This window comes from Enterococcus casseliflavus (assembly GCF_029215545.1).
Taxonomy (GTDB): Bacteria; Bacillota; Bacilli; order Lactobacillales; family Enterococcaceae; genus Enterococcus_D; species Enterococcus_D casseliflavus.
Genome location: NZ_CP119393.1, coordinates 1456448 through 1479678 on the forward strand (window position 1 = coordinate 1456448; position 23231 = coordinate 1479678).

General features: G+C 43.4%; 19 protein-coding genes, 1 riboswitch and 1 other annotated feature (1 of these 21 cut by a window edge). Of the genes, 13 read left to right on the forward strand and 6 right to left on the reverse strand.

The window, feature by feature from the left end; translation table 11 throughout:
• Nucleotides 1-23: a binding site (T-box leader), on the reverse strand (it extends 182 nt beyond the left edge of the window).
• 96 nt (nucleotides 24-119) lie between these two features.
• Entirely contained in the window at nucleotides 120-1961 is a 1842-nt protein-coding gene (locus P0G38_RS07140; RefSeq protein ID WP_275854811.1) for a hypothetical protein, read from the reverse strand.
• Nucleotides 1962-2139: 178 nt separating this feature from the next.
• On the opposite strand from P0G38_RS07140, the gene P0G38_RS07145 reads away from it, so the two are divergent.
• A complete protein-coding gene (locus P0G38_RS07145; RefSeq protein ID WP_010749528.1) occupies nucleotides 2140-2658 on the forward strand; it encodes a S24/S26 family peptidase in 519 nt (172 codons plus the stop codon).
• Nucleotides 2659-2720: 62 nt separating this feature from the next.
• Here P0G38_RS07145 and P0G38_RS07150 read toward each other — a convergent pair whose 3' ends face one another.
• From P0G38_RS07150 to P0G38_RS07165, 4 genes are read right to left on the reverse strand one after another with little or no spacing between them, the layout of a single operon-like run.
• Nucleotides 2721-3401 (reverse strand): energy-coupling factor transporter transmembrane component T, encoded by a 681-nt coding sequence (locus P0G38_RS07150; RefSeq protein ID WP_151195015.1) that lies wholly within the window; start codon nucleotides 3399-3401, stop codon nucleotides 2721-2723.
• Nucleotides 3328-4740, reverse strand: coding sequence for an ABC transporter ATP-binding protein (locus tag P0G38_RS07155; RefSeq protein ID WP_275854814.1), 1413 nt, complete (start codon nucleotides 4738-4740; stop codon nucleotides 3328-3330). The genes P0G38_RS07150 and P0G38_RS07155 overlap by 74 nt, the downstream gene beginning before the upstream one ends.
• Nucleotides 4737-5339: an ECF transporter S component gene (locus tag P0G38_RS07160; RefSeq protein ID WP_010749530.1), complete on the reverse strand. Its 603-nt coding sequence runs from the start codon at nucleotides 5337-5339 to the stop codon at nucleotides 4737-4739. Before P0G38_RS07160 ends, P0G38_RS07155 begins: the two co-directional genes overlap by 4 nt.
• Nucleotides 5332-5955, reverse strand: coding sequence for a YkoF family thiamine/hydroxymethylpyrimidine-binding protein (locus tag P0G38_RS07165; RefSeq protein ID WP_010749531.1), 624 nt, complete (start codon nucleotides 5953-5955; stop codon nucleotides 5332-5334). Before P0G38_RS07165 ends, P0G38_RS07160 begins: the two co-directional genes overlap by 8 nt.
• 93 nt (nucleotides 5956-6048) lie before the next feature.
• A riboswitch (TPP riboswitch) is annotated at nucleotides 6049-6148 on the reverse strand.
• Between the two features lie 322 nt (nucleotides 6149-6470).
• Here P0G38_RS07165 and P0G38_RS07170 point away from each other — a divergent pair.
• Nucleotides 6471-8009: a metal ABC transporter substrate-binding protein gene (locus P0G38_RS07170; RefSeq protein ID WP_015509936.1), complete on the forward strand. Its 1539-nt coding sequence runs from the start codon at nucleotides 6471-6473 to the stop codon at nucleotides 8007-8009.
• 66 nt (nucleotides 8010-8075) lie between these two features.
• Entirely contained in the window at nucleotides 8076-9086 is a 1011-nt protein-coding gene (locus tag P0G38_RS07175; protein ID WP_275854818.1) for a plasmid pRiA4b ORF-3 family protein, read from the forward strand.
• A gap of 93 nt (nucleotides 9087-9179) precedes the next feature.
• Here the strand turns inward: P0G38_RS07175 and P0G38_RS07180 are convergent, their stop codons facing one another.
• A complete protein-coding gene (locus P0G38_RS07180; RefSeq protein ID WP_275854820.1) occupies nucleotides 9180-10295 on the reverse strand; it encodes an NAD(P)/FAD-dependent oxidoreductase in 1116 nt (371 codons plus the stop codon).
• Nucleotides 10296-10413: 118 nt separating this feature from the next.
• On the opposite strand from P0G38_RS07180, the gene recQ reads away from it, so the two are divergent.
• From recQ to P0G38_RS07230, 10 genes are all read left to right on the forward strand, one after another.
• The gene (gene recQ, locus P0G38_RS07185) at nucleotides 10414-12180 is read left to right on the forward strand and encodes a DNA helicase RecQ (RefSeq protein ID WP_275854822.1); all 1767 of its coding nucleotides are present in this window, start codon (nucleotides 10414-10416) and stop codon (nucleotides 12178-12180) included.
• A gap of 57 nt (nucleotides 12181-12237) precedes the next feature.
• Nucleotides 12238-12657 (forward strand): GNAT family N-acetyltransferase, encoded by a 420-nt coding sequence (locus P0G38_RS07190; RefSeq protein WP_275854824.1) that lies wholly within the window; start codon nucleotides 12238-12240, stop codon nucleotides 12655-12657.
• Nucleotides 12658-12714: 57 nt separating this feature from the next.
• The gene (locus tag P0G38_RS07195) at nucleotides 12715-13455 is read left to right on the forward strand and encodes a MurR/RpiR family transcriptional regulator (RefSeq protein WP_074535191.1); all 741 of its coding nucleotides are present in this window, start codon (nucleotides 12715-12717) and stop codon (nucleotides 13453-13455) included.
• A 541-nt stretch (nucleotides 13456-13996) separates the two neighbouring features.
• Complete coding sequence (locus P0G38_RS07200; protein WP_008381556.1) at nucleotides 13997-14362, forward strand: hypothetical protein; 366 nt, start codon at nucleotides 13997-13999, stop codon at nucleotides 14360-14362.
• A 45-nt stretch (nucleotides 14363-14407) separates the two neighbouring features.
• Nucleotides 14408-16732, forward strand: coding sequence for a lectin-like domain-containing protein (locus P0G38_RS07205; RefSeq protein WP_275854827.1), 2325 nt, complete (start codon nucleotides 14408-14410; stop codon nucleotides 16730-16732).
• Between the two features lie 303 nt (nucleotides 16733-17035).
• Nucleotides 17036-19180 (forward strand): glycoside hydrolase family 3 N-terminal domain-containing protein, encoded by a 2145-nt coding sequence (locus P0G38_RS07210; RefSeq protein WP_275854829.1) that lies wholly within the window; start codon nucleotides 17036-17038, stop codon nucleotides 19178-19180.
• A 222-nt stretch (nucleotides 19181-19402) separates the two neighbouring features.
• A complete protein-coding gene (locus P0G38_RS07215; protein WP_275854831.1) occupies nucleotides 19403-20404 on the forward strand; it encodes a LacI family DNA-binding transcriptional regulator in 1002 nt (333 codons plus the stop codon).
• A 13-nt stretch (nucleotides 20405-20417) separates the two neighbouring features.
• Nucleotides 20418-21344, forward strand: a complete 927-nt coding sequence (locus P0G38_RS07220; protein ID WP_181409206.1) for an ROK family protein — start codon at nucleotides 20418-20420, stop codon at nucleotides 21342-21344.
• Nucleotides 21345-21392: 48 nt separating this feature from the next.
• A complete protein-coding gene (locus P0G38_RS07225) occupies nucleotides 21393-22340 on the forward strand; it encodes an ABC transporter permease (RefSeq protein WP_016610970.1) in 948 nt (315 codons plus the stop codon).
• 12 nt (nucleotides 22341-22352) lie between these two features.
• Nucleotides 22353-23228 (forward strand): carbohydrate ABC transporter permease, encoded by an 876-nt coding sequence (locus P0G38_RS07230; RefSeq protein ID WP_005236529.1) that lies wholly within the window; start codon nucleotides 22353-22355, stop codon nucleotides 23226-23228.
• The last annotated feature ends 3 nt before the right edge of the window (nucleotides 23229-23231 follow it).

Consider the following 23231-nt stretch of genomic DNA (forward strand, 5'->3'; position numbering starts at 1 on the left):
AATTACTATTCCAATGCTTGTTGCTGTTCTTTATCATGCTAAAGCGAAAAAGCGAAAAAAGCAAGAGTTTTTTCGCTTTTTCTTAAAATAGACCGTTTAACGTATCGGAGAAAAGGCAGTCAGTCAAAAGACAGCAGATCCGCTTTAGCGGCAAGTGTTAAACGCAAAAAATGAAAATCATCTGAATCCTCGATACGCAGACTTCCTTGATAGACAAGACAAATTTGTTCCAGCATTTGCACATCGGTATGGATCGCCTGTCGTTTTGCTTCATCAGTTTGCAGTTTTTCTGCCTCATCCTCTGTCAAAAGCGGCATTTGACAGTCGATATGTAGCTGTTCTTTTGTGTCAGTCACTTTCAACGAAAGCCTGCGATTTTGAGGATCTGTGACCGAACAGGTGTAGCGGATGGCGTACTCTAAGCAATGGGCGATCAAGGACAGACGATCATTTTCTTCCAATCGTTCCAGTGGTTCCGTGAGGTCATCGCAAGTAAGCGTGATTCTTTTTTGAGCGGCAGTGTGTTGATAATCAGCAAGCAGCATCGTCGTGATCGATTCTTTTTCAACCGCAGGGATCGTTAGCTGCTGCTTGATTTCTTCTTCAATCTCGCAAAGACCTTCATACGCAGCCGCTAGTTGTTCGTCTTCTAACATGTCTTTAATGGTATGGGTTCTCTTTTTGATGGTTTGTAAAACTTGCTGCCATTGTGCCGTTTGATCTGGACCGATCGCCTGCTGATTTTCATACAATCGCACTTTGATGTCTGCTGTGTCGATCTGCTTATTTTTGCCTTCACTGGCAAAAAAGAGTTCGAGGAACCCATAACAAGTAAAAATAAGTATCAGTAAGAAAAAGATGATCGAGCGCCAATTGATGTCAGATTGCGGGAGGACTAAAATATCCTGGATATACAAGAACCCATGACCGATTGCCGCGACAACGATCCAAGGTGCACAAAGGACATAAAATTGATTCTTTTTTAACGCCTCATAAATCGCCGCAAACGAAGTCACAAAGGTGCTGGTGATGTTTAACAAAAACAGATAGTTCATGACGACTGGCAAACTTTGTTTTTGAAAAAGTGCCAAAAACATGGCAAAGATCCCGAAGGAGTAGTGAACAAACAACCATTTCTGATAATACTTACGTACGAAGTGCATGTTTGTGTAGTAAAACCCAATCAAAAACATGGGCGTAATAATCGAAAGAAAATTTAACATAAATGAATTCACGATGGGAGAAAAAAGCAGTCCACCCAGCAGATCCCCGAAGCCTGCTTCTAAACCTGCACTTAAAGCAAAGGCGCTGAATAAAATGGAAGATACTTTCAGCTTTCTTTGGTTGATAAAAGAAACGAAGAGATAAAATAAATTAAGGATACAAATAAATCCGGTAAATAGGAGGATATAGATATTCAAAATTGATAGACTAAAAACATAACCGATCAATGCATTGGCAGGACCGAAAAAGACTTCGGCTGGAAAGCCAGAATAGGTGTCGAAAGGACTAGTCACGTAGATCTTCAACGTCTTTCCAACGTAATCCTCTGGCAATGTGATAAAAGATAAGGTTTTGCCAGGATGGTTGAAGGTCAATGAATGTTCGGCAGCTTCATTGGTATAAATTTCTTGATCATCCAAATAGACGGTCATGTGTTGATGATCGCCAATCAGCAGCATCGTTGGATATTTGTATTCATTGGTCATTTTTCGCTGCATGACAAATCGCTCATTGGCTTTTACGCTAGGTAAATATTTCACATAACGGCTAATAAAAGTAGAATCAGGATTGTCTTCCGCATAAAAAATCCAATCTTCCTTCTTCTCCACGGTATGGTTATCAGAAGTAGGAGATAGGAAGAGTATAAGAAAAAAACCGATGCTTCCTAGCAAAAATAGAACGAGTAGGATAAAGGGAATCCAACGTTTAAAAAAGAACTTGTTATTTAAAAAAAGCATACTTTTTCTCCTATGTTTTTTAATCGCCTTTAGCATAATATAAATAGTAAAATAAAGTCAAATAATAATCAGAAAAAATACGCATAAAAATTCAATGAATCGTTTTTAAATATTTGAAAAAAATTTAAATATGTTATAGAATCGAAAAAGAAACTGAGCCTTAGAAGGAGAAAAGAAAATGAAACTTTTGCCAAAACAAAGTATCATGCTCTCACTTTTTGTATTGTTGTTTATGCTGATTTCTGTTTTAGCGGTCGTGATTCCTCATGCGTTTGGTTTCACAATGGCCATCGTTAACAGCGATGCAATGGAACCTACATATTCCGAAGGGACATTACTTTTTGTTAAGAAGGCTTCAGAAGACAATTTGGTCGTTGGTAATGAAGTGACCTATTATGTCGATCACGGCAGACAGATGCGCACACGGCGAATCGTTGCAGTGGGAGAAAACCAATCGGTGCTTTATGCGATCGGTGATAACCAAAGCCAGATGGAACCAAAAGAAATCCAAAAAAGCCAATTGATTGGGCAACCCATTTTTTATATCCCTAAAGTAGGGGCTTGGCTCAATCAAACGACGATCCAGCTTTTTAAAAACATGTATTTCCTTTTCGCAATGTATATTTTAGTGACCACCTTGTTTGTAACGCTCTATCAAATCAAATCTGGATCCATAAAAAAATCAATCATCTCTTAGCCATAAGAAGGAAAAAGCCAAAGAAACGGCAGTGTTTCTTTGGCTTTTTCTCTTTTTCCCCTTTATAAGATCAGGGTTCCAGCGAGGCCGATTATCAGACAAAAAGATAGAAAGAGCATATCGGCGAAAGTGATGCGAAATGACTTGGCGTAGGTTCGCTTTGCCTCGCTGTCAAATCCTCTTGAAAGCATCGCAGTCGCCAAGAGCTCAGACCAACGAATCGATTTGACCAGTAAAGGGATCAGCATCTTGAATGAAAATAGATTGACGGGGATTCCTCTAGAACGCATGCTATTACGGATATTCTGATACTCGGCTGGAATGATGGGCGCAATTTGAAACGCAGCGAGCAGACCATAGGCAAAAACGGCGGGGAGTCGCAGCTGTTGCTGCAGCGAATAGATCAGCTCATTGATCGTGGTCGATACACTGAAAGAACTACCCAACATACCAAAGCAATAGATACGGCTTGCCATGTCAAGTCCATAGCGCATAGCTGCTGCTGAGGAGGAGCCACCTTGGTTGTCCTGGTAGTAAAGGAGTCCGGTGAAAAAGACCCCCACAGCTGCCAAGGTCAATGCAGAAACAAGCAAAAGGCTTTTTTTCAAAGAGCGTTCGTTTACAGAAACAGCAAAGAACAGGACACAGAGTAGCAGATTCAATCTGAAATTATTTTGAAAAGAAACCAGTAAGGCGAGTCCTAAAATGGCGAATAACTTGACTGTCGGGTTGAGGGTGCGCATCTATGTCCTCCTTTTCATAATGATTAAAATCAATGATTTGTGAACAAAATGCTTCCAATAATAAGACATCGTGACTAACGATTAAAACCAAGGTGCCGCTTGCGGCTTTTTCGGCTAACAGCTGCATGACCTGCCAAGCTTGCTTGACATCTTGGCCATAGGTCGGTTCATCCACCAACAGTAATTTGACTGGTCGCTGCAATAAAGCTGCTACTGCCAAGCGTCTTTGCTGGCCTTGGCTGAGTAGAAAAGGGGACTGAGTGCTCTTGTTTTGTAGTCGCAATTTTTCCAGCAGTTTGTCACTCTCGGTCGCTGCACGTCCTTGGCTAAGCTCCTGTGCCACTGTAGCAGCCAAAAACTGGTCCTGCGGATTTTGCATGATCCAGCTGATGGACCGAAAAGGGGAGGGATGCTTCTTGATTGGATCCCCGCACAGGCGAATGGTTCCTGAGTACGCCTGCTGCTGTAAGATCGCTTTTAAAAACGAAGATTTGCCGCTGCCGCTACGTCCGGTAAGACCAATCATTGTCCCACTATCAAAGGTAAGATTCGGAAAAACAATCGCTTGGTTACGGATCGGCAGGCGAAAATCTTGAAAAGATAGCCGCTCTTTTGCAGAAAGTTTCTTAATCTCAACAGGCGGTAGTGACCTGCGCAGCTCCTGATCGAGTGTGCGCATCTTTTCTTGATCGACGGATCTGAATCCTTCTTCAATCAGCAGCCACTCAGCTACCCAGTCAGCAGTTTCTTTGATTTGATGGTCGATCAGTAAGATGCCAATGGCATGTTGCTTTTGGAGCTGTCGCAGTTTTCGAATGATTTTTTGACTTGTGTCAGCGTCCAAATTGGCAAATGGTTCATCCAAAAGCAAGTAGCGACTCTTTAAAATCAGACAACAAGCCAATGCTACTAACTGTTTCTCACCGCCAGACAAGGTCGTAAAGGGCTGATCGGCAAGATGGCTGATCTCGCAAAACGTCAAGGCTTCCGCTACTTTTTTTGGCATGTCGGCTTGGGGAATACATTGATTTTCAAGACAAAACAGTAGTTCTTCTCGAGGCGTGGCCATACAAAATTGCATATCTGGATTTTGAAACAGTAAGCTGATCGACGTGCTTCTTTCTCGAATGGAAAGCTGGTTTAGCGTTTGGTCATCGATCGTATAGGTTCCTTCTTCAAACCCTTTCTCGTTAAGCCCCGCTAAGAGGTAGAAAAGAGTGCTTTTTCCTGTTCCTGAAGCACCATAGATTCCTTTTGTTTCTCCGGGGGCTAAAGACAGTGTCAGATCAAGCCGTTTTTGATCCACGAAAAAGCAGCCGTTTTTCACGAGCAGGCTCATGCCGCTTCTCGTTTGGCGCTAATGGTTTGGTCTTCAGCAATCGGGTAACTATTGAGAACGCCCATGCGTGTCAGATGGTCACAGACGATCTTGACCAAAAAGGCGGAAAAGAATAAAGAAGAAAGCAAGCGAATAATAAAAATCACCACCAACAACTGCCATTGCAAGTCAACGAAATTTGACCGAATGATCCCCCAAAGAAAACTCGTGATCGTGGCGCCAATGGCACCAGTGATCAAAGGGAACCAGCCATAGCGACGGTAGCCACCTAATGCAAAGCCAGCTTCTGTTCCAATCCCTTGTACAAACCCGCTGATAAAAATAATCGGTCCATAAAAATTCCCCATAAACACTTCTAAAAGTGCGGCGATCATCTCAGTGATCGTCGCTGCGCCCGGTTTGCGCAGCACATAGCCAGCAAAAGCCGCTGCCATGAACCATACCCCGAAAATAAACTCATTCGCTAAAACAGACAAACCAAAGGGTGTTAAAAGCGTACCTAACAACAGCCCAAAATGAACAGCGCCCAAATAGATCACGCCAAAAATCAACGAAGCGATCCCCACCATAATGACATCTTTTAAGACCCATTTAGTCATGCGACACCGCCTTCTTTTTGGAAGGACTGTTGACTGAGACCGTTGCTTCTAACACATAATGGGGAAGATGGTCATGGGCATACGCTAATGCCGCTTCAAAATACCCAAAGAGTTGGTTGGCCGTTCCCGTCAGCATCGTGACATAATGGGCGGAGCGAGGCGCCAAACCATAGGTTTCTGCCAGTTGGACGATGGTGGCGATCTCTTCCATGTAATTGTTTTCCCCAAATACATAAAACGAGTATTTACAATCCACGTCAAACGTACCATTCATAAGATTGCTTGCTTTATTGGGTTGTGCCTGTTCTCCATTCAAAAACGCGTCACCGGCAGAATCGCCAGGACAGCCCTTAGAAAAAGTAAACTCACCCACGAGGTGTGTCTTGGATTCGTAAGCGTTGATAAATAGCCCAGCTGCCGCATCGACAACACTTGGGGCTTCCCCTCGGAAAAGGGTGCTGAACAGATCGGTTTGCTGCCAAACAGCTGTTGTATCCGTCCGCTCAATGCTCGTTACGATTTGTTGCGCAAAGTGGTCTTTCATGGGGTACAAACTTACTCGGCACCCAGTGATATCGATCCCGCCTGCGGCACAGGCGATTGGTTCATTTGTCATTTTCTCTTCTCCTCTCGATGGTTTTTCTGTCTACAAAAAAAGCGTTCCTCCTTTTTCTATCCACACGTAGACAGAAAAAATGGGAACGCGAAAAATCATGCGCTGCCACTTCCCTACGTTGGTACTAACCAAATCAGGTTCTAAGGGACCAGACTTACGTCTATCTCAGCATAAAGCGCCCCTAGTGGATAATCTTCTATTCAATTACCCCTCGAGTGTAGCACAGGACCCAGCAAAGGACAATAAAAAGAGATGTTCGACGATTGAAAAAAAATTAGCAGAGCAAGTCTTTCAAGGAAGTTTCTTCACTGATATCTGTGGTGGTACATATGAAGGTTTTTACATATAAAAAAACAAGTGAAAAAGCGGTTGACAGGTTGCAAATAGTTGTGTAAAGTATAAAACCGATGGTAAAACGTAAACGTTACGTTTTGTTTTTATAAATCGTAATTGATTTATCAGTATTTTACCAAGGGAAAGAAAAAGAGGAAAAATAAAAGGAGTGTAGTTAGAAAATGAAGAAGTTTTTTAAAATAACGATGTTATCAGCAGTAGCCCTCGCATTGGCTGCCTGTGGTCAAGGTGGATCTGACGCTACGGAGCAGTCAGGAAACGCCTCTTCTGAGAATGAACAAATTCAGGTCATGGCCACGTTTTATCCGATGTATGATTTTACACGCCAAGTCGTAGGGGAGGAAGGGCAGGTCGAATTATTGATGCCCGCAGGCACTGATTCCCACGACTACGAACCGTCTGCAAAGGACATGGCAAAGATCCAAGATGCGGATGTCTTTGTCTACAACAATGAGAACATGGAAATGTGGGTTCCTTCGATTGAAGCTACGTTAAATGATGGCGATGTGACAGTGGTCAAAGCCACAGAAGGAATGGTCTTACTTCCAGGAGACGAGGATCATGATCATGACCACGATCATGGCGATGATGGTCATTCCCATGAATTGGATCCCCATGTTTGGTTAGCACCAAGCTTAGCCATGAAACAAGTAGAGGCGATCCGTGACCAACTAAGTGAGGCTTATCCAGCGAAAGCGACAGCCTTTGCAGAAAATGCTGCGAATTATTTAGCGAAGTTACAAGAGCTTCATGCGTCTTATGAAGAAGCGTTTAGCAATCCAGCGCAAAATCACTTCGTGACCCAGCACGCAGCTTTTGGTTATTTGGCATTGGAATACGGGTTGACCCAAGTACCGATCTCTGGTCTTTCACCAAGCGAGGAACCTTCCGCTTCACGAATCGCAGAACTAAAAGAGTTCGTTCAAGAAACAGGTATCCAAACGATTTACTTTGAAGAAAATGCCAAAGACAGCATTGCACGAACGTTAGCTTCAGAAGCAGGTGTCGAACTGGCTGTCTTGAATCCATTAGAAGGGTTGACCCAAGAGCAAATGGATAACGGGGAAGACTATATTTCGATCATGGAACAAAACCGTGATGCCTTGAGAAAAACGACCGATGTAGCAAATGACAAAGAAATAGCGGAAGCCGAAAAAGAAAAAACGGTTTATAACGGCTATTTCGAGGATGCAGATGTACAAGATCGTCCCTTATCTGATTGGGCAGGAGAATGGCAATCCGTGTATCCATTTTTACAAGACGGAACATTAGATCAAGTGTTTGATTATAAAGCAAAAATGGACAAGAAAATGACGGCTGACGAATACAAAGAGTATTATACGACCGGTTATCAAACAGATGTTGCTCAGATCAAGATCACAGACAATACAATGACGTTTATCTTCGATGATGGTACGAAGAAAGAAGCAAATTATGTGTATACTGGCAAAGAGATTTTGAACTATTCCGCTGGTAATCGGGGCGTACGTTTCTTGTTTGAAAGCACTGACGAAGATGCGGCGTTCAAATATATCCAATTTAGCGACCATATGATCGCACCAAGTGCGTCCCATCATTTCCATATCTACTTCGGCAATGATAGTCATGAAGCCTTATTAGAAGAAATGGATCATTGGCCAACCTATTATCCAACTGGGATGAGCGGATTAGAAATTGCACAGGAAATGCTTTCCCATTAAAAAAAAGATTGACAATCCTCGCTCTTTTCGTCAAAGTAAACTTGATAGGAAGGAGCGAGAATTTTTTTGGAAAAAACATTGAAGAAATTAGCGAAAGTGATTGACCGTATGATGGATCACGTTGATTTGTATGGCGGACCAAGTGTGGTTAGTGACGACGATCTTGAACACTACTTAGATCCTGTTTTTTACTTGATCTTTTGCGCGGAAACAGATGGTGGCATGACTAAATTAAAAGACAAAGTCTTTGTCGAATCGGTGTATACCGAAATGCTGCCTCAAGAAGTACCGTACAGTTTAAATTTTCTTCCGTTTGCCAAAACAGCCATTGAAGACTTTTATTACTGCATGTATAAAGAAAAGCATATCACCAAATCACAATACCAAGAAATCGCCTTTGTATTGGCTGAAAAACAACCTATCTTTTTCGCACGGATGTCCAAACCCCAGTTTTGGTCAGCTGAAAAGAAAGAAGCGATGTTAGCGATGATTCAAGACACCGATCCTGAAGAACATGAACTATTGCCTGTTGATGACCCGCGTATTGCTGCAATCTCGCCAAAAATCGTCCCATTTCCAACAAAACATACGGCCTTTGATGACGCAGCAGATACGCCGGTCGCATATCAGGTCCGTATTGATTTAGAAGGATACCGTCCGCCAATTTGGCGTCGTTTGATTATTCCAGCAGGGCTGACCTATGAACAGCTGCATATGTTGATTCAGATTGCCTTTGAGTGGATGAATCAACATTTGTATTTGTTTATTGCCGGCTCGAAATCGATCGGCTTAGGCAATTCCGTTCCAACGGATGCGTCCGCTATTGACCAAGATTTTCAGTATTGTAGGTCCATGACCTATATTTATGATATGGGGGCAGATTGGACACATAAGATCAAGATTGAAAAAGTGTTGACAGCAGAGGATCATCCGAATCCGGTCGTCCCGGTTTGTATCAAAGCTGTGGGCGATGTCCCGATCGAAGATGCCTTTGATGATGATATCCGTGAACCACTGGATCGTGAGATCATCAATGAAGTTTTACTCGATTATTGGGAAACAGGAGAATATGTTTAACTAGTAGTTAGGAAATTGTCCGTAATTTTACAAGAATCAAACAGCACAACCACCAGACCGTAACGGTTCTGGTGGTTTTTTAGTGGTTTCCTATCAAAGGCGCTTCTTGATATACTCTGTCATCGGTTTGGTGTAGCACGAGAAGTCTGTTGGTTGCGCATGTACCTCATTGATCCGATTTGCTAGCAGATAACCGATGTAAGGTCCCGTCGTTAAACCGGAAGAACCTAGCCCGCTGGCGGCGAACAAATTCGTTTCATCAGGCACTTCCCCAAAGAAAGGCGCAAAATCAGAGGTGTAAGCGCGTGTGCCGACTCGCATAGTCATTGGGGCAGCAAAGAGTGCTTCAGGGTCTTCAAGAAAAGCACCGATTCCTGTCATCAATTGCTGTTGGGCTGCTTCAGTAGGTGTCAAATCCCAACCAGCATCGTTTTCATGGGTGGCTCCTAATAAAATTTGCCCATCAGAGAAGGGAATCAAGTCACCCTCGCCCTCTAGCATGGCGACCGGCCAACTGTTTGTCGGCAGGCTGGAGGCAAAAGAGAGCAACTGGCCTTTTTGCGGACGGATATCAACCTGATACCCTAAAGGTGATAACAAGTCTAGCAATCCCGGTCCAGCTGTCAGGCAAAGAATCTCCGCCTCAAGGAGTTGATTCTTTGTTTTGATTTGCCAATGGTTGTCGTTTCTGACGATCTCAGCTTTTTCTTCAATAAAAGCAACTTGCTGCTGCTGAGCAGTTGCTTTTAAGTGGGCAAGATAAGCTTGGCCATCTAAGCGACCACCGCCTGAGATCCGTAAAGAGGGCATTTCTTTAAGTATTGGCAATACCTCTTTGGTTTGTGGGCCCGTCAGTAAGTCGATTTCACCGATTTCTGGTGCCGCTTTACGTCGGTTTTCAGCTAATTCTGCCAGTTCTTGAAGCGCCTTTTCTGGTCGCACCACCAAAGTGCCACAGGGGGCATAGATGGATTCATCCAAAGCAAAATCCCGCACCAATTGTGGAAAAAACGCGGCACCGTCTTGTGCAAGCTGGTACCATTTTTTATTGCGGCGTTTGGAGAGCCAAGGGGAGATGATGCCAGCGCTAGCAGACGTTGCTTGCCCTATAAGGGAATCAATGACAGTCACGTCAAATTTGGTTTTATCAAGATAATTGGCGAGGGTCAAACCGATGATCCCACCGCCGATAGTCACAACTTTTTTCATAGTAGAAGACTCCTTTGGTTGATTTCAATGAAAAGCGAATAAAAAGCGAAAGTTCTCTTAATGCCGTTTTCTTTGCGTACTTAATTGCGTATAATAAGGAAATGGAAAAGAGGGTATTATGCAAACTATTCAAACAGTCTTAAAAGAACATTTTGGCTATTCACAGTTTCGTGAAGGTCAAGAGACGATTATTCAATCTATTTTAACACAACAAAATGTTTTGGGGATCATGCCCACAGGTGGAGGGAAATCCATTTGTTATCAATTGCCAGCGCTTTTGCTGGATGGAGTGACCTTGGTCATCTCCCCTTTGATTTCATTAATGAAAGATCAAGTAGACAGCCTCGTTGATATGGGGATTCCAGCTGCCTACATCAATTCTTCCTTGACAGGGGCACAGATCAATCAACGCTTGCAAGAAGCTCGTCAAGGACGAATCAAGCTGCTGTACGTTTCTCCAGAACGTCTAGACTCAGAAGCTTTTCGCTATTCGCTGCGGCAGATGCCGATCGCTTTGTTAGCCGTTGATGAGGCCCACTGTATTTCCCAATGGGGGCACGATTTTCGCCCGAGCTATCTGCGGCTCGCCGAAACGATCGACAATTGGGAACAAAAGCCAACGATCGTAGCCCTTACCGCGACAGCTACGCCCAAAGTTGCCGAAGACATCGAAAACTTACTTTCGATTCCAGCTGAAAATCAAGTCAAGACCGGGTTTGCGCGGGAAAATTTGGCTTTTCAAGTCGTCAAGGATCAAAAAGATACCTACATAACGACGTATTTGAAAATGAACCAAGGACAATCAGGTATTATTTACGCCAGCACCCGCAAAGAAGTGGAACGAATCTATCACCTGCTGAAGCATGAACACGTGTCAGTCGGGTATTACCATGGCGGGCTTTCAGAAGAAGAGCGCTCCTTTTTTCAAGAAGAATTTCTCTATGACCGCCTACAAGTGATGGTAGCCACCAATGCATTCGGAATGGGAATCAACAAAAGCAACGTCCGCTTCGTGATCCATGCCCAGATACCAGGTAATTTGGAGTCTTATTATCAAGAAGCAGGGCGTGCTGGACGAGATGGGGAACCTAGTGATGCGATCTTGCTTTATGCTCCGCAAGACATGCAGATCCAGCAATTCTTTATCGATCAATCCGAATCAGACATTCTTTATCGCCAAAACGAATACTTGAAGTTGCGGGAGATGAGCCAATACGGACATACCCAACTGTGTTTGCAGCGCTATATTTTGCGTTATTTCGGAGAAGATGGATCCGATTGCGGTCGTTGCAGCAATTGTCTTGATGAAAGAGAACAAGTGGATATCACAGTGGATACACAAAAAGTGTTGTCATGTGTGAAACGAATGGGCGAACGCTTTGGGAAAGCTTTGGTGGGGAAAGTGCTAACTGGCTCAGGCGATCAAAAAGTCAAACAGTGGGGCTTTGAAAAGTTACCAACTTATGGATTAATGAAAGATTGGTCCCAAAAGGAAGTCAATCAGCTGATCGATTATTTAACAGCATCAGGGTATCTTTTGCCGTCTGAAGGGCAATACCCGTTGTTAAGTGTGACCAATGCGGGGATTGATGTGTTGCTTGGAAAAGCAAAAGTTTATAGAAAACAAACCAAAGTCAAACAGTTAGTGGTGGACGATGAGCTATTCGATCAACTGCGCACCTTACGATTGAATCTCGCACAAGAACAAAATTTGCCGCCGTATGTGGTTTTTTCTGATAAAACACTACGAGAATTGGCGGAAGTTCAGCCAAAAACGCCGATCGAGTTTTTACAGATCAAAGGAGTTGGCCAAAACAAGTTGGATAAGTATGGCGACGCCTTTTTAGCATTGCTTTCTGAATACGAAAAGACGGAAAGTGACTAAAATAGACCATTTTTCAAAGATAAGACAAAAAAGACAGCAGGAAGGGACGAAAAATCAGTGATTACGATTCGACCGGCAATAGCTGCAGATCAAGCATTTTGGTTTTCTTTGGATACTCACTTACCAACGGAAGTCTTCGCCAAAAAGATAATGGAAAAAACTGCTTATGTTGTAGTTGCAGACGACCAGCCAGTAGGGTTGCTACGCTACAATTTTTTCTGGGACACGATTCCTTTTTGTACCATGTTAGTGATCGCAGAAGCGCATCAAGGCAAGGGACTCGGGAAACGGTTGGTTACTTATTGGGAACAACAGCAAAAAGCAGCTGGCCACGCTCTTTGCTTGACTTCCACACAAGTCGACGAGCAGGCACAGCATTTCTATCGCAAACTCGGTTACCAAGATGCCGGTGGGTTACTTTTGACAAGTCCTGGATTTGATCAGCCGATGGAATTGTTCCTTGTCAAACAGTTGTGATGTTTCTGCCTGCTTATGGTACATTGATAGGAGAACAAAAAAATAGGAGCGTTTAACATGTCTTTTTTTGGAAAAATCGATTTCAATGAGTTATCAGAGACCGATCGTGCAATCTATCATTACATGTCCAGCCAAAGTGATAAAATTCCTTACATGCGTGTCCGGGAGATCGCGCTTGAATCCCACACTTCAGCTTCTTCGGTCATGCGCTTTATCCGTAAATTAGGGTACGAAAGCTTTACGGAGTTTCGTACCCAGTTTAAAGTCCCTGAATTAGATGCCGTTAGTTTTTATAGCAGCATGAATGTCCTGAATGCTGAACATTTTCCGCGAGATATTGAAGGAAAGATTCGTCGGATCGCAGAAAGAATGTTGGAATGCGACAACATCATTTTTTATGGCATCGGTGCCTCTGGTTCCATGTGTGAATACGCTGCCCGCCGTTTTGCTACGATTGGGTTTAATAGCTATGCATTAGTGGATAATACGTACCCCATTTTTGCTAAGCTGAAGCATACTTCGGATAATATGATCGTCGTCCTTTCCATCACGGGAACGACTACCGAGATCATTGAAGTCGTCAATGGGTTTCGTAACAATCCAGACTTCACCACGGTAGCGATCACCAGTGACGCCAATAGCACTCTGGGACGAATGTCCGATTATGTCTTGGACTATTCAGTTGATGTAAAACGCATCAACAAGTATGAAGATTTGACGACGCAAATTCCTTGCCTTTTCTTAGTCGAAGCGTTGTCGGAGACGGTTCGTCAGTTTTCTTTATCTGCAGGGGAATGAGAAACGTTTTTCCTTTAATAAATGAAAAAACAAACTGGTTCAATGGATCAAGATGCTTTTCTCTTGATGACTTTTGGACCAGTTTTTTTTGCATTTTAACAAGCTAATTACGGTTCAGTCTTGTTTAAATAAAATGAGAGGGACGCCTGACATGAAGCATCGATTCAAGGTGTCGAGGATTACGAGAACAACGTAATCTAAGATCATTGAGCTTTTTGTTGTATAAAAGGGTGATGGCAAGTTTCTAAAGTAATTGCAACAATAACATAAGAATGAAACGTATGTTTTTTTAAACTCCATGCAGGATATTCATCGATCGAGGAATATCGTGAATTTTATTCTAAGTAGAACATCGATATAATTAGTATGACATGTTTGAAAACCATCGTTTTTGAGATATCAAATACGACTACGATCAAAATAGAATGAATCCCATTTAAACAGTACTATTTAGGCTTTTGTAAAGAGATTGGCCATAATAAAATAACACGTCTCAAAAACGATGGTTTTCGAAATGAACAACTCACAAGGAGGAGGGAGAATGGATATTAACGGTGCGTCAATTAGAGGAAGGGCTTTGAAAGTATGTTTGGTCTTATTGTTCGCTTTCGGGTTTACAAGAACGAGTTTTGGCGAGGAGAGACGTTCAACGGAAACGGAGGGGACAGTGGGGTTTACCGGGATTTATGAGCCTTTGGATCAACCAGAACCATCTCCACCAACCGGTCCTGTTCCGCGTCCACCGCAAGACACGGGTAAACCCGGCGGGCAGCTGCCCCAGACAAACTTCATTCAACGGTTGGATTGGGTGATTCTCGGAAGTCTCTTGCTGATCACCGCACTTAACATATACGTAGTAAAACAACTTATCAAAAAAGGGAAATCAACATTCCCTAAGTGGGGCTAGATCCCATGGGGAAAATAAGAGAAATGACATTTAGGAGTGAATGCGATGAACTCATTTTTTCGCAAAAAAAATAAGTGGTTGCTGGTTCTACTTGCCTTACTCCCACTGATTACAACATTAACAATCATGAATGCCGAGACGATTTTTTCGTGGACACCAGAGGAAGAACACGGGGAGAAGGCCGACGATGAAGTGAGTGGAGAAATCTCCTTTGCGGAGGAACTGATCCAAGGCGAGGTCGAGCACGTAATAGATTTTATTTTCTACTCAGAAGTTGCCCTCGAAACGGTGGACATCATGTTGCCTCAGGAAGTAAGCATTGATCAGGAAGCTTTGAACGATGAACTAACGGTGGTAGCAACAGACCACGAAGGTGTATGGCAGCTGAACAGCGAGACCCCACAAACGACTTTTGTCTTACCGATTCTTGTGGATACGATCGGAGAATATGAGATCATCGTTGCCGAGACTGCTACGCAGCGCCTGCTGATCTTAGATCATACGGATGCCGAAGACACTGATTCGACGGAAGAAGAGAATGACTCTGCGGAAGCAGATCAAGCTGCGGATGCGGAAGCGAGAGAGCCAGAAGTAGATGATAGAAGTGGACAGATGGTCGAAGTGACAATTAACAAAAGCAATTTTAGAGAACACTTTGCTATCGAAGGTGACGAAAATACTGCTACTTACAATGATGAAACTGGGCTATTAGTACTAACAGAAGATATAACTGGGTCAGTCGGTTATGTTACCTTAAAAGACAGAATTAGTCTGGATCAGCCATTTACGCTTAAAGGTAAAGCCAATATTGGGTCTAAACCACTTGGTGCTGACGGTATGGCATTTGGCTTTCACAATTCTGAGACCAATAGAATAGGTTATGAGGGCAATGCGTTTGGAATCGGAGGTTTGAGGGATGCTTTTGCTTTTAAACTAGACAATAACTATAATACTACCAGAGGATTTTTTGACCAGAATAGGTTTATCGTTGAAAGAGACCCTATAGCTGTCAATGGAGCGCCCTTTGCTGGCTTTATCTATCATAGGACGCCGTTATTACTGGAAACATATATGGAAGGTGATGCTCCAGCAGCAACTACGGGTGCTAGAAATGGAGCAGATGACCCGATCCTAATTGAATATCAGCCAAATAATGAAGGTCGCTGGTTTCAAGTTACGTATAGAGATCGGATTTGGCGACGTGATATCACTGATTGGCAGCCCGCTGATGTTTCTGCAATGGCATTTATTATAGCCGGCAGTACAGGTGCGAGAAGTGATCGCCATACCTTTTATTTTGAAGAAATGAACTACTACATTGGTACTGGAACCGTCCATGTAAACTATCTGGATCGAGAGACAGGAGAGCCTATTCTTCCTGCTGAAACACTGGATCTGCCGTTACGTTTTCTTCATACACTGGATCCCAAGAACCGAGAGAGCGATGAACCCTATCAGTTAGGGTATGACTATTATGGTGTTGAGTATGAAGCAGAATACTTTGACCCAGATACATTTGACATTATGCCGCAGCCTTTCCATCAGGAGGTGACTTTTTTATTTGATCGCGTGCCATCGAACATCAAGATCAATCACATAGATGAAGAAGGGGGAGCACTGAGGGAACCAACCTATCAAGGAGAATTCGTAAATGAATCGGTTGATATCCTGCCTGTGGAGATTCCTTATTATCAATATCTTTACGAGCGGGACGGTCAGCCGCTGGAAACAAGCGTCACCCGAGATGAACAAGAATACTGGCTGGTTTATGGTTTGGAAAGTACTCCGCAACCAGTAGACCCTTTTGATCCGGATACGCAAGTAAACCCTGAGAATCCGCCTGAGATTGATGAAGAACAAGGGTTTGTCAGCTTGGATTTTGTTTCCCAATTCCAGTTTGGGACAGTTGGCATTCGGTCAGAAACGACGACCTATGATGCCCTGCCGCAAAAACTCCTTCAGCCGGCTGATCCAAATGATAATCTACGCCCTAATTATGTGCAGGTTTCAGATCGGAGGCGGGAAAATTCCGGTTGGACCCTCCGTGCAACCTTACGAGAGCCTTTTGAAAGTGATGAAGGGCATCAACTGACTGGTGCTAGAATTTTATTAGACAATATCGATGTAGTAACGACTCGAGAAAACGTGTCTGATCCACCTACTCATAAAAAGCAAGCAGCACTGACTGTTGGAAATGCGGAGATAATCGCACAAGCAGGTGCCAACCAAGGCAGAGGCACTTGGGTCCAGCGCTTTGGCGATCGAGACACAATGGATCAAAGTGTCAAACTTGAGGTGCCAATTAGTGCGACTCCTCAAGCCACGAGATATTCAGCAACCATTCTTTGGGAACTTTCATTTGTTCCTTAACAATAAACAAAAAGAAGCTGCAGCGAATTGCAGCTTCTTTTTGTTAGCATCGGAGAAGACACAATGTCGGATGTATCAGGGGATTTGGTGTTATCCATTATTTATGGTACACCTTGTACCATGATGAAGATTTTTCCTTTTTGCCATGAGTTGCACCAAAGTATGAAGACCGTCTTTTTTTGAAAACGTTTTTAATTATACTGAATGAAAGGAATCGGCAACATGTTGCTTCTGCTAAGAAGGAGCAAATGCCGCAAGTTCGATAAGCAAAAGAAGAGAGCCTAATGATTGGAGAGAATAATAGTGGAAACCGTAAAACTAAAAGAACTGATTGACCAAATGACTGTAGCTGAAAAAGTGGGCCAGTTGGTCCAATTGACGCCAGATTTTTTTGCGCAAGGAGGAGAAATCACCGGTCCGATGCAACAATGGCACATGAGTGAAGACCAATTATTTTCGATTGGTTCTGTGTTGGGCACTCATACTGCGGAACAAGTGTATGCCATCCAAACGTCTTATCTTGAGAAAAGTCGCTTAAAGATTCCTCTTGTTTTTATGGCAGATGTTATCCATGGGTATGAAACGATTTTCCCAATTCCACTGGCCTTAGCATCTTCCTTTGATGCGCAGTTAGTGGAAGAAGTTGCTAAAGCTTCAGCAAAAGAAGCGGCAGAAGCTGGTGTCCATGTCACGTTTTCACCGATGGCGGATCATGTTAAAGACGCGCGCTGGGGAAGGGTCTTGGAAAGTAATGGGGAAGATCCGACCTTATCTGCGGTGTTGACGGCTGCTTATGTACGAGGGTATCAAGGAACTGCTTCCCTTGCAGAAAATAAACAGCGAATTGCTGCTTGTGTCAAACACTTTATCGGCTATGGCGCTGCAGAAGGCGGCCGGGATTACCATACTGTCGATTTGTCTGATCTGGAGCTCTACCAAAATTATCTGCCCGCGTTTCAGGCGGCGATTGAAGCTGGTGCAGAATTGGTCATGACTTCTTTTAATACGATCCATGGTGTGCCGGCCACAGCCAATCAACCATTGTTGCAGGAAGTATTGCGAGAAAAGCTTGGGTTTGACGGCTTGATCATCTCAGATTGGGCAGCGGTGGCGGAATTGATGGCGCATCGTGTAGCTGCTGATCGAAAGGAAGCCGCACAGAAAGCTTTTACTGCAGGTGTCGAAATGGATATGATGAGTGATTGCTATTTGAACGCACTGGAGCAAATCATTCAGGCAGATCCTGCTATGAAAGAGCAGTTGAATAAGGCGGTTTTTCATGTGCTACATTTAAAGAACAAGCTAGGCCTTTTTGAAGACCCTTATAGAGGGTTAGCACCGGAAAAATTAACGCCTAGACTCCTAAAGGAAACCCGTCTTCTTTCACGAGAAGCAGCAAAGAAAACAACAGTTCTTCTGAAAAACCAAGCACTGTTACCGTTGCAGAAAAAGCAAAAGGTCGCATTGATCGGCCCCAAAGCAGCTTCGAAGGATCTTTTGGGGGCTTGGTCGTGGATCGGCAAACCGGAGGCTGCGGTCTCCTTAGCGGAGGGGCTTTCTCAAAAAGAAATTGACTTAACTGTCTTATCGTATCCTGACGGGGAAATACTGACGAGCACCTTTATTGATGAGGCGTGTAAAGTTGCTAAAGAAGCTGAGGTTGTTTTATTGGCTCTGGGGGAAACTAGCGAGGAAGCGGGAGAAGCGGCAAGTTTGACCAAACTTTCTTTATCAAGAAAGCAAGAAGCATTGATTGAAGCAGTAAGTCAGGTCAATCCTAGGATCGCAACGATTCTTTTCTGTGGCAGACCACTGGTTTTGACCGCCATCGAGCCTCTTTGCCAAGCCATCATGATTGCTTGGTTCCCTGGATCAGAAGGAGGCAATGCGTTGGCAGATTTGTTGATGGGCGAATCTGAACCGCAAGGACGTTTAGCTATGAGTTTTCCAAGGGCAGAAGGACAGTTGCCGTTGACTTATGCTCAACTCTCTACAGGGCGTCCACTGACTGAAGAGAATAGTGATCAAAAATATATTTCGCGTTATATGGATGAAAAAAATGAGCCATTGTTTTCTTTTGGCTCGGGGATGGGCTATGGTCGATGCACGATCACCCACACCCAAATCATTAATCCTCAGGAAAAGGATGCACCATTTGAGGTCAGCTGCACGCTGAAAAATGAGGGAGATGTACCGCATACCACGACACTGCAACTCTATAGCAGAGACGATGTTACAGAAGTAGCGCGACCGATGCGGGAATTAAAACAATGGCAAAAAATCCATCTTGCTGCAGCCGAAGAAAGGCAGCATTCATTCTATGTTACACCAGAGGATTTTGCTTATGTTCATTCCGATTTCTCGACAAAAAGTGATCCTGGTACGATTTCCTTATACCTTGGCTTTGCTGCTGCCTCAGCGAAGTTGATTGGTACGCTCACGATTTAAAAGCCTTTCGAGGCTTTTTTTTTCGGGTACAACTTGTACCAAGGTGGCACAGGTTTCAAGGTGCTGGTACATGCGCCAACTAGTCCTAGAACCATTGCGGGTGAAAACGTTTTTATATATAGTTGGTTTATCGGATGGCCAACCTTAGAGTGGTCGTTGATTTTTCAGCAAAATAAAAACGTTTTTATTTTTGGGAAGAATCGTTCAGGAGGGGAGAATCATTTGACAAATCGAATCACGATTCGGGAAGTGGCAAAGGAGGCAAACGTGTCGATTGCGACCGTGTCTAAAGCATTAAACGGTGTCGATGTTGTTCGGCCCGCAACGAAAGAACGTGTGATGGCTGCCGCGCAGCGGTTGCATTATGTCCCAAATTTGATGGGCAAACAATTAAAAAACACGAAAACCAAGACGCTTGGTTTTTACACTACCAGCATTAAGGGCCCCTACTTTAGCGTACTAGTTGAAGCCATTGCCAGAGAGGCAGAAAAACATGGGTATGCAGTCAACGTGTTTTTATCTGCAGATAAGCGTGTTGTCCTAAATAGTATTTTAGGTGGTGTTGTTGATGGCATTATTGGATTTGAAGATTTTTTAACGAAGCAGGATTTGGCTGCGATGGAACGAGAACAAATCAAAGCCGTCTTTATCGATCGAAACATTCAAGAAAAGAACTTCGGCAGTGTAGTCTTTGATTCTTTCGAAAAAGGAAAAGCAGCCACCGAGTATCTTTTATCACTTGGTCACAAAAAAATTGCCTTTATCAGTGGTATTACTGGTGTTTATGATAGTGATGAGCGCTTAAGAGGGTATTTAGAAGCATTAAACGAGGCAGGGGTTTCTAAACGGTCGGACTATCAATTGCAAGGGTTCTTTGAAGAAGAACGAACGAGAGTCCGTGTGCAACAGTTTTTGCTAGAGCAGAAAGATTTACCCACAGCGTTTCTGGCGGGAAATGATCTTAGTGCGATCGGAACGGTCAAGGCGATCCATGAGACCAAGTGGCGGGTGCCAGATGATTTCAGCGTAATTGGTTTTGATGGCATCGATCTTTTGGACTATTTCATGCCTCGGTTGACGACTGTGAAAAATCCAATCCAATTGCAAGGGGTCACGGCAGTCAAACACTTGATCGAAATGATTGAGGAAAATGCCATTGGGATCTCCTACGTTTTATCAGGGGAATTGTGCATCAATCAATCGACAAAACAAGCAAATGAATAATGAGGGTGAAGCAATGTTTATTGGAATCGATGTTGGAGGAACCACCATCAAATATGGTGTGATCTTGAAAAACGGTGAAATTGTCAAAAAAGGACAGATGCCGACGATCCATGAAAAGGAGGGATTTTTGCAATCCATCACAGCATTGATCAAATCATTGCAGCAAGAAGCAATAGTCGATGGTGTCGGGATTAGCGCACCGGGCATCATCCAAAAAGATGGCACGATGATTACAGCAGGATCAATCAAATCCCTTTATGGAATCAATTTAAAGCAAGAAATAGAAGAACGTGTCAAGCTACCGGTCATGGTTGAAAATGATGCCAATGCAGCGGCGATCGCTGAAAAATGGCTTGGGCACGCACAGAACTGTGAGAACTATCTATGCCTTGTCGTCGGTACAGGCATTGGCGGTGGGATCATTGTTAATGATCAGCTCTATCGCGGCAGCCATGGCATGGCAGGTGAATTCGGATGGATGCTGATCGATAGCTTACCTGACCAAGGAAATTTAGAAACTGTTTCCTTGAACCAAAGAGCTGCTGTCGTGGGTGGTCTTTTCCATCAGTACCAGTTGGCACTTCAACAGCTTGGTCGGAGTGATTTCCCTCAAGATGCGGTGGAGATCTTTCAGCGAGGAGCGCAAGGAGAAGTGGTAGCGAACCAAGTGCTTGCACAGTTTTTTCAAGATTTATCGGTGGGCTTGCTCAATTTGATCAGTACATTTGATCCCGAGCTGATTTTGATTGGTGGTGGGATCAGTGAAAATGATGGGTTTATGGCAAGGCTTGAAGAGAACCTCTGTCAGCTAAAAGCTCGCCATGAAAGTATTGGTTACTTAGAAGGACGCACGATTGCACCGATTCGACGTGCAAAATTAAAAAACGATGCAGGTATGATTGGTGCGGTCTATCAGTTGATGAACCAACGAAGGAAGTAACTCATTTCCTTCAGATGAAAAAGTAAGCGTTTTAGAAAGGGTGGAACAATGGAATCTAAAGGAGTCGTACTTAAAGCAACCCCAAAGAAAAGAACCTTTTTGCAGAAACTAAAAGGCCAAAGTTTTTATCAAGCAATGGTTTGGCCAGGGATTATCCTGATGATTATTTTTAATTTTATCCCACTATACGGGATCGTCATCGCATTTAAAGATTACTCAGTGCTTGATTCGATCGCGAATGCAGAGTGGGTCGGTACCCAATATTTCCAAGAATTTTTTAGTGATTCAATGTTTTGGACGGTGATGAGTAATACGTTAGGCATCAGCTTTTTTAAACTACTGATTGGTTTTCCAGCAGCGATTGGCTTAGCGGTATTGATCAATGAAATCGTTCATGTGCGCTTGAAGAAGGTCGTTCAAACGGTGTCTTATTTGCCGCATTTTCTTTCTTGGGTCATCTTAGGAGGCATGTTTATTACGTGGTTGTCTGATACCGGTTTGGTCAATAATTTACTGTTAGGTGTTGGGTTGATCGATGAACCGATTCGCTTCTTGACTGATCCCGAAAAATATTGGGCGATTGCAGTCATTTCCGATATTTGGAAAGAAGTTGGATGGAATACGATTTTATACATTGCTGCTATGACAGGGATCAATCCAGCTCTTTATGAAGCAGCGAGAATGGATGGCGCCACGAAGTTTCAGCAGATCACTCGGATCACGATCCCTTCGATCCGTCATATTATCGCCTTGACATTTGTTTTGTCAGTCGGTGGGTTATTGGGTTCAAACCTCGATCAAACACTCGTCTTACAAAACCCTGTCAATTATCAGTCCAGTGAAGTCATTAATTCATTCGTCTATAAAATGGGGATTCAACAAGGAGACTTCTCCTATGCGACCGCCGTTGGTCTATTTGTGTCGGTTGTTTCATTGATCCTTGTGGTCGGTAGTCATCTTTTGACAAAAAAAATCAGTGATGAATCAGTCTTTTAGAGGAGGGAAAGTATGAAACAAACATTTTCAAAAGATGAGAAGATCTTCAATACTGCCAATGTGATTTTCATGGTGTTCTTCTTAGCCATCATTGCGTTGCCACTATGGAATATCGTCGCCTTATCTTTCAATGATGCAACCGATGCCGCAAGAGGGGGGATCTATTTCTGGCCACGGGAATTTTCACTAGAAAGTTACTACACCGTTTTTGAAGATTCTGCGATCTATAAAGCCTTTGTCATCTCAGTTGCAAAAACAGTGATTGGTGTTGTTTTGCATACGGCATTGACGGCGATGGTTGCTTACGGGATGAGTCGTAGAAACTTAATGGGGCGGAAAATCTATATGAACATGGGGATTTTAACGATGTTCGTTTCTGGAGGGATGATTCCTACCTTTCTCTTATTTAAAGAACTCGGCTTGTTAAATAATTTTTGGGTTTACATCATACCTGTCTTATTTTCTTTTTACGACATGGTGATTTTGATGAATTTTTTCCGGAGCATTCCATTTTCGCTGGAAGAATCTGCCATGATGGATGGCGCCAATCCTTTTATTATTTTCGTAAAAATCATTTTGCCATTGTCCCTTCCAGTTTTGGCAACCATCGCATTATTCCACGGCGTCTTTCAGTGGAACGACTACATGACCGCCAATATCTATGTTGATGATCGTAGTTTATATCCTTTACAAATGCTACTATTTCGGATCGTTTCGGAAAATCTATCGCCTGCAGTAGCAACAGGCACCAATGTGGTCAGAAATACGACTTCTCAGTCATTGCAATTAGCAACCATGGTGGTAACGACGGTTCCTGTCGTCGTGATCTATCCATTTTTACAAAAGTACTTTATTCAAGGGATGACTCTTGGATCAGTAAAAGAATAGACA

Bases quoted from the DNA above. Each gene is read 5' to 3' on its own strand.
- P0G38_RS07140 (WP_275854811.1), bottom strand. From the start codon at position 1,961: ATGCTTTTTTTAAATAACAAGTTCTTTTTTAAACGTTGGATTCCCTTT.
- P0G38_RS07145 (WP_010749528.1), top strand. From the start codon at position 2,140: ATGAAACTTTTGCCAAAACAAAGTATCATGCTCTCACTTTTTGTATTG.
- P0G38_RS07150 (WP_151195015.1), bottom strand. From the start codon at position 3,401: ATGCGCACCCTCAACCCGACAGTCAAGTTATTCGCCATTTTAGGACTC.
- P0G38_RS07155 (WP_275854814.1), bottom strand. From the start codon at position 4,740: ATGAGCCTGCTCGTGAAAAACGGCTGCTTTTTCGTGGATCAAAAACGG.
- P0G38_RS07160 (WP_010749530.1), bottom strand. From the start codon at position 5,339: ATGACTAAATGGGTCTTAAAAGATGTCATTATGGTGGGGATCGCTTCG.
- P0G38_RS07165 (WP_010749531.1), bottom strand. From the start codon at position 5,955: ATGACAAATGAACCAATCGCCTGTGCCGCAGGCGGGATCGATATCACT.
- P0G38_RS07170 (WP_015509936.1), top strand. From the start codon at position 6,471: ATGAAGAAGTTTTTTAAAATAACGATGTTATCAGCAGTAGCCCTCGCA.
- P0G38_RS07180 (WP_275854820.1), bottom strand. From the start codon at position 10,295: ATGAAAAAAGTTGTGACTATCGGCGGTGGGATCATCGGTTTGACCCTC.
- recQ (WP_275854822.1), top strand. From the start codon at position 10,414: ATGCAAACTATTCAAACAGTCTTAAAAGAACATTTTGGCTATTCACAG.
- P0G38_RS07195 (WP_074535191.1), top strand. From the start codon at position 12,715: ATGTCTTTTTTTGGAAAAATCGATTTCAATGAGTTATCAGAGACCGAT.
- P0G38_RS07200 (WP_008381556.1), top strand. From the start codon at position 13,997: ATGGATATTAACGGTGCGTCAATTAGAGGAAGGGCTTTGAAAGTATGT.
- P0G38_RS07205 (WP_275854827.1), top strand. From the start codon at position 14,408: ATGAACTCATTTTTTCGCAAAAAAAATAAGTGGTTGCTGGTTCTACTT.
- P0G38_RS07220 (WP_181409206.1), top strand. From the start codon at position 20,418: ATGTTTATTGGAATCGATGTTGGAGGAACCACCATCAAATATGGTGTG.
- P0G38_RS07225 (WP_016610970.1), top strand. From the start codon at position 21,393: ATGGAATCTAAAGGAGTCGTACTTAAAGCAACCCCAAAGAAAAGAACC.
- P0G38_RS07230 (WP_005236529.1), top strand. From the start codon at position 22,353: ATGAAACAAACATTTTCAAAAGATGAGAAGATCTTCAATACTGCCAAT.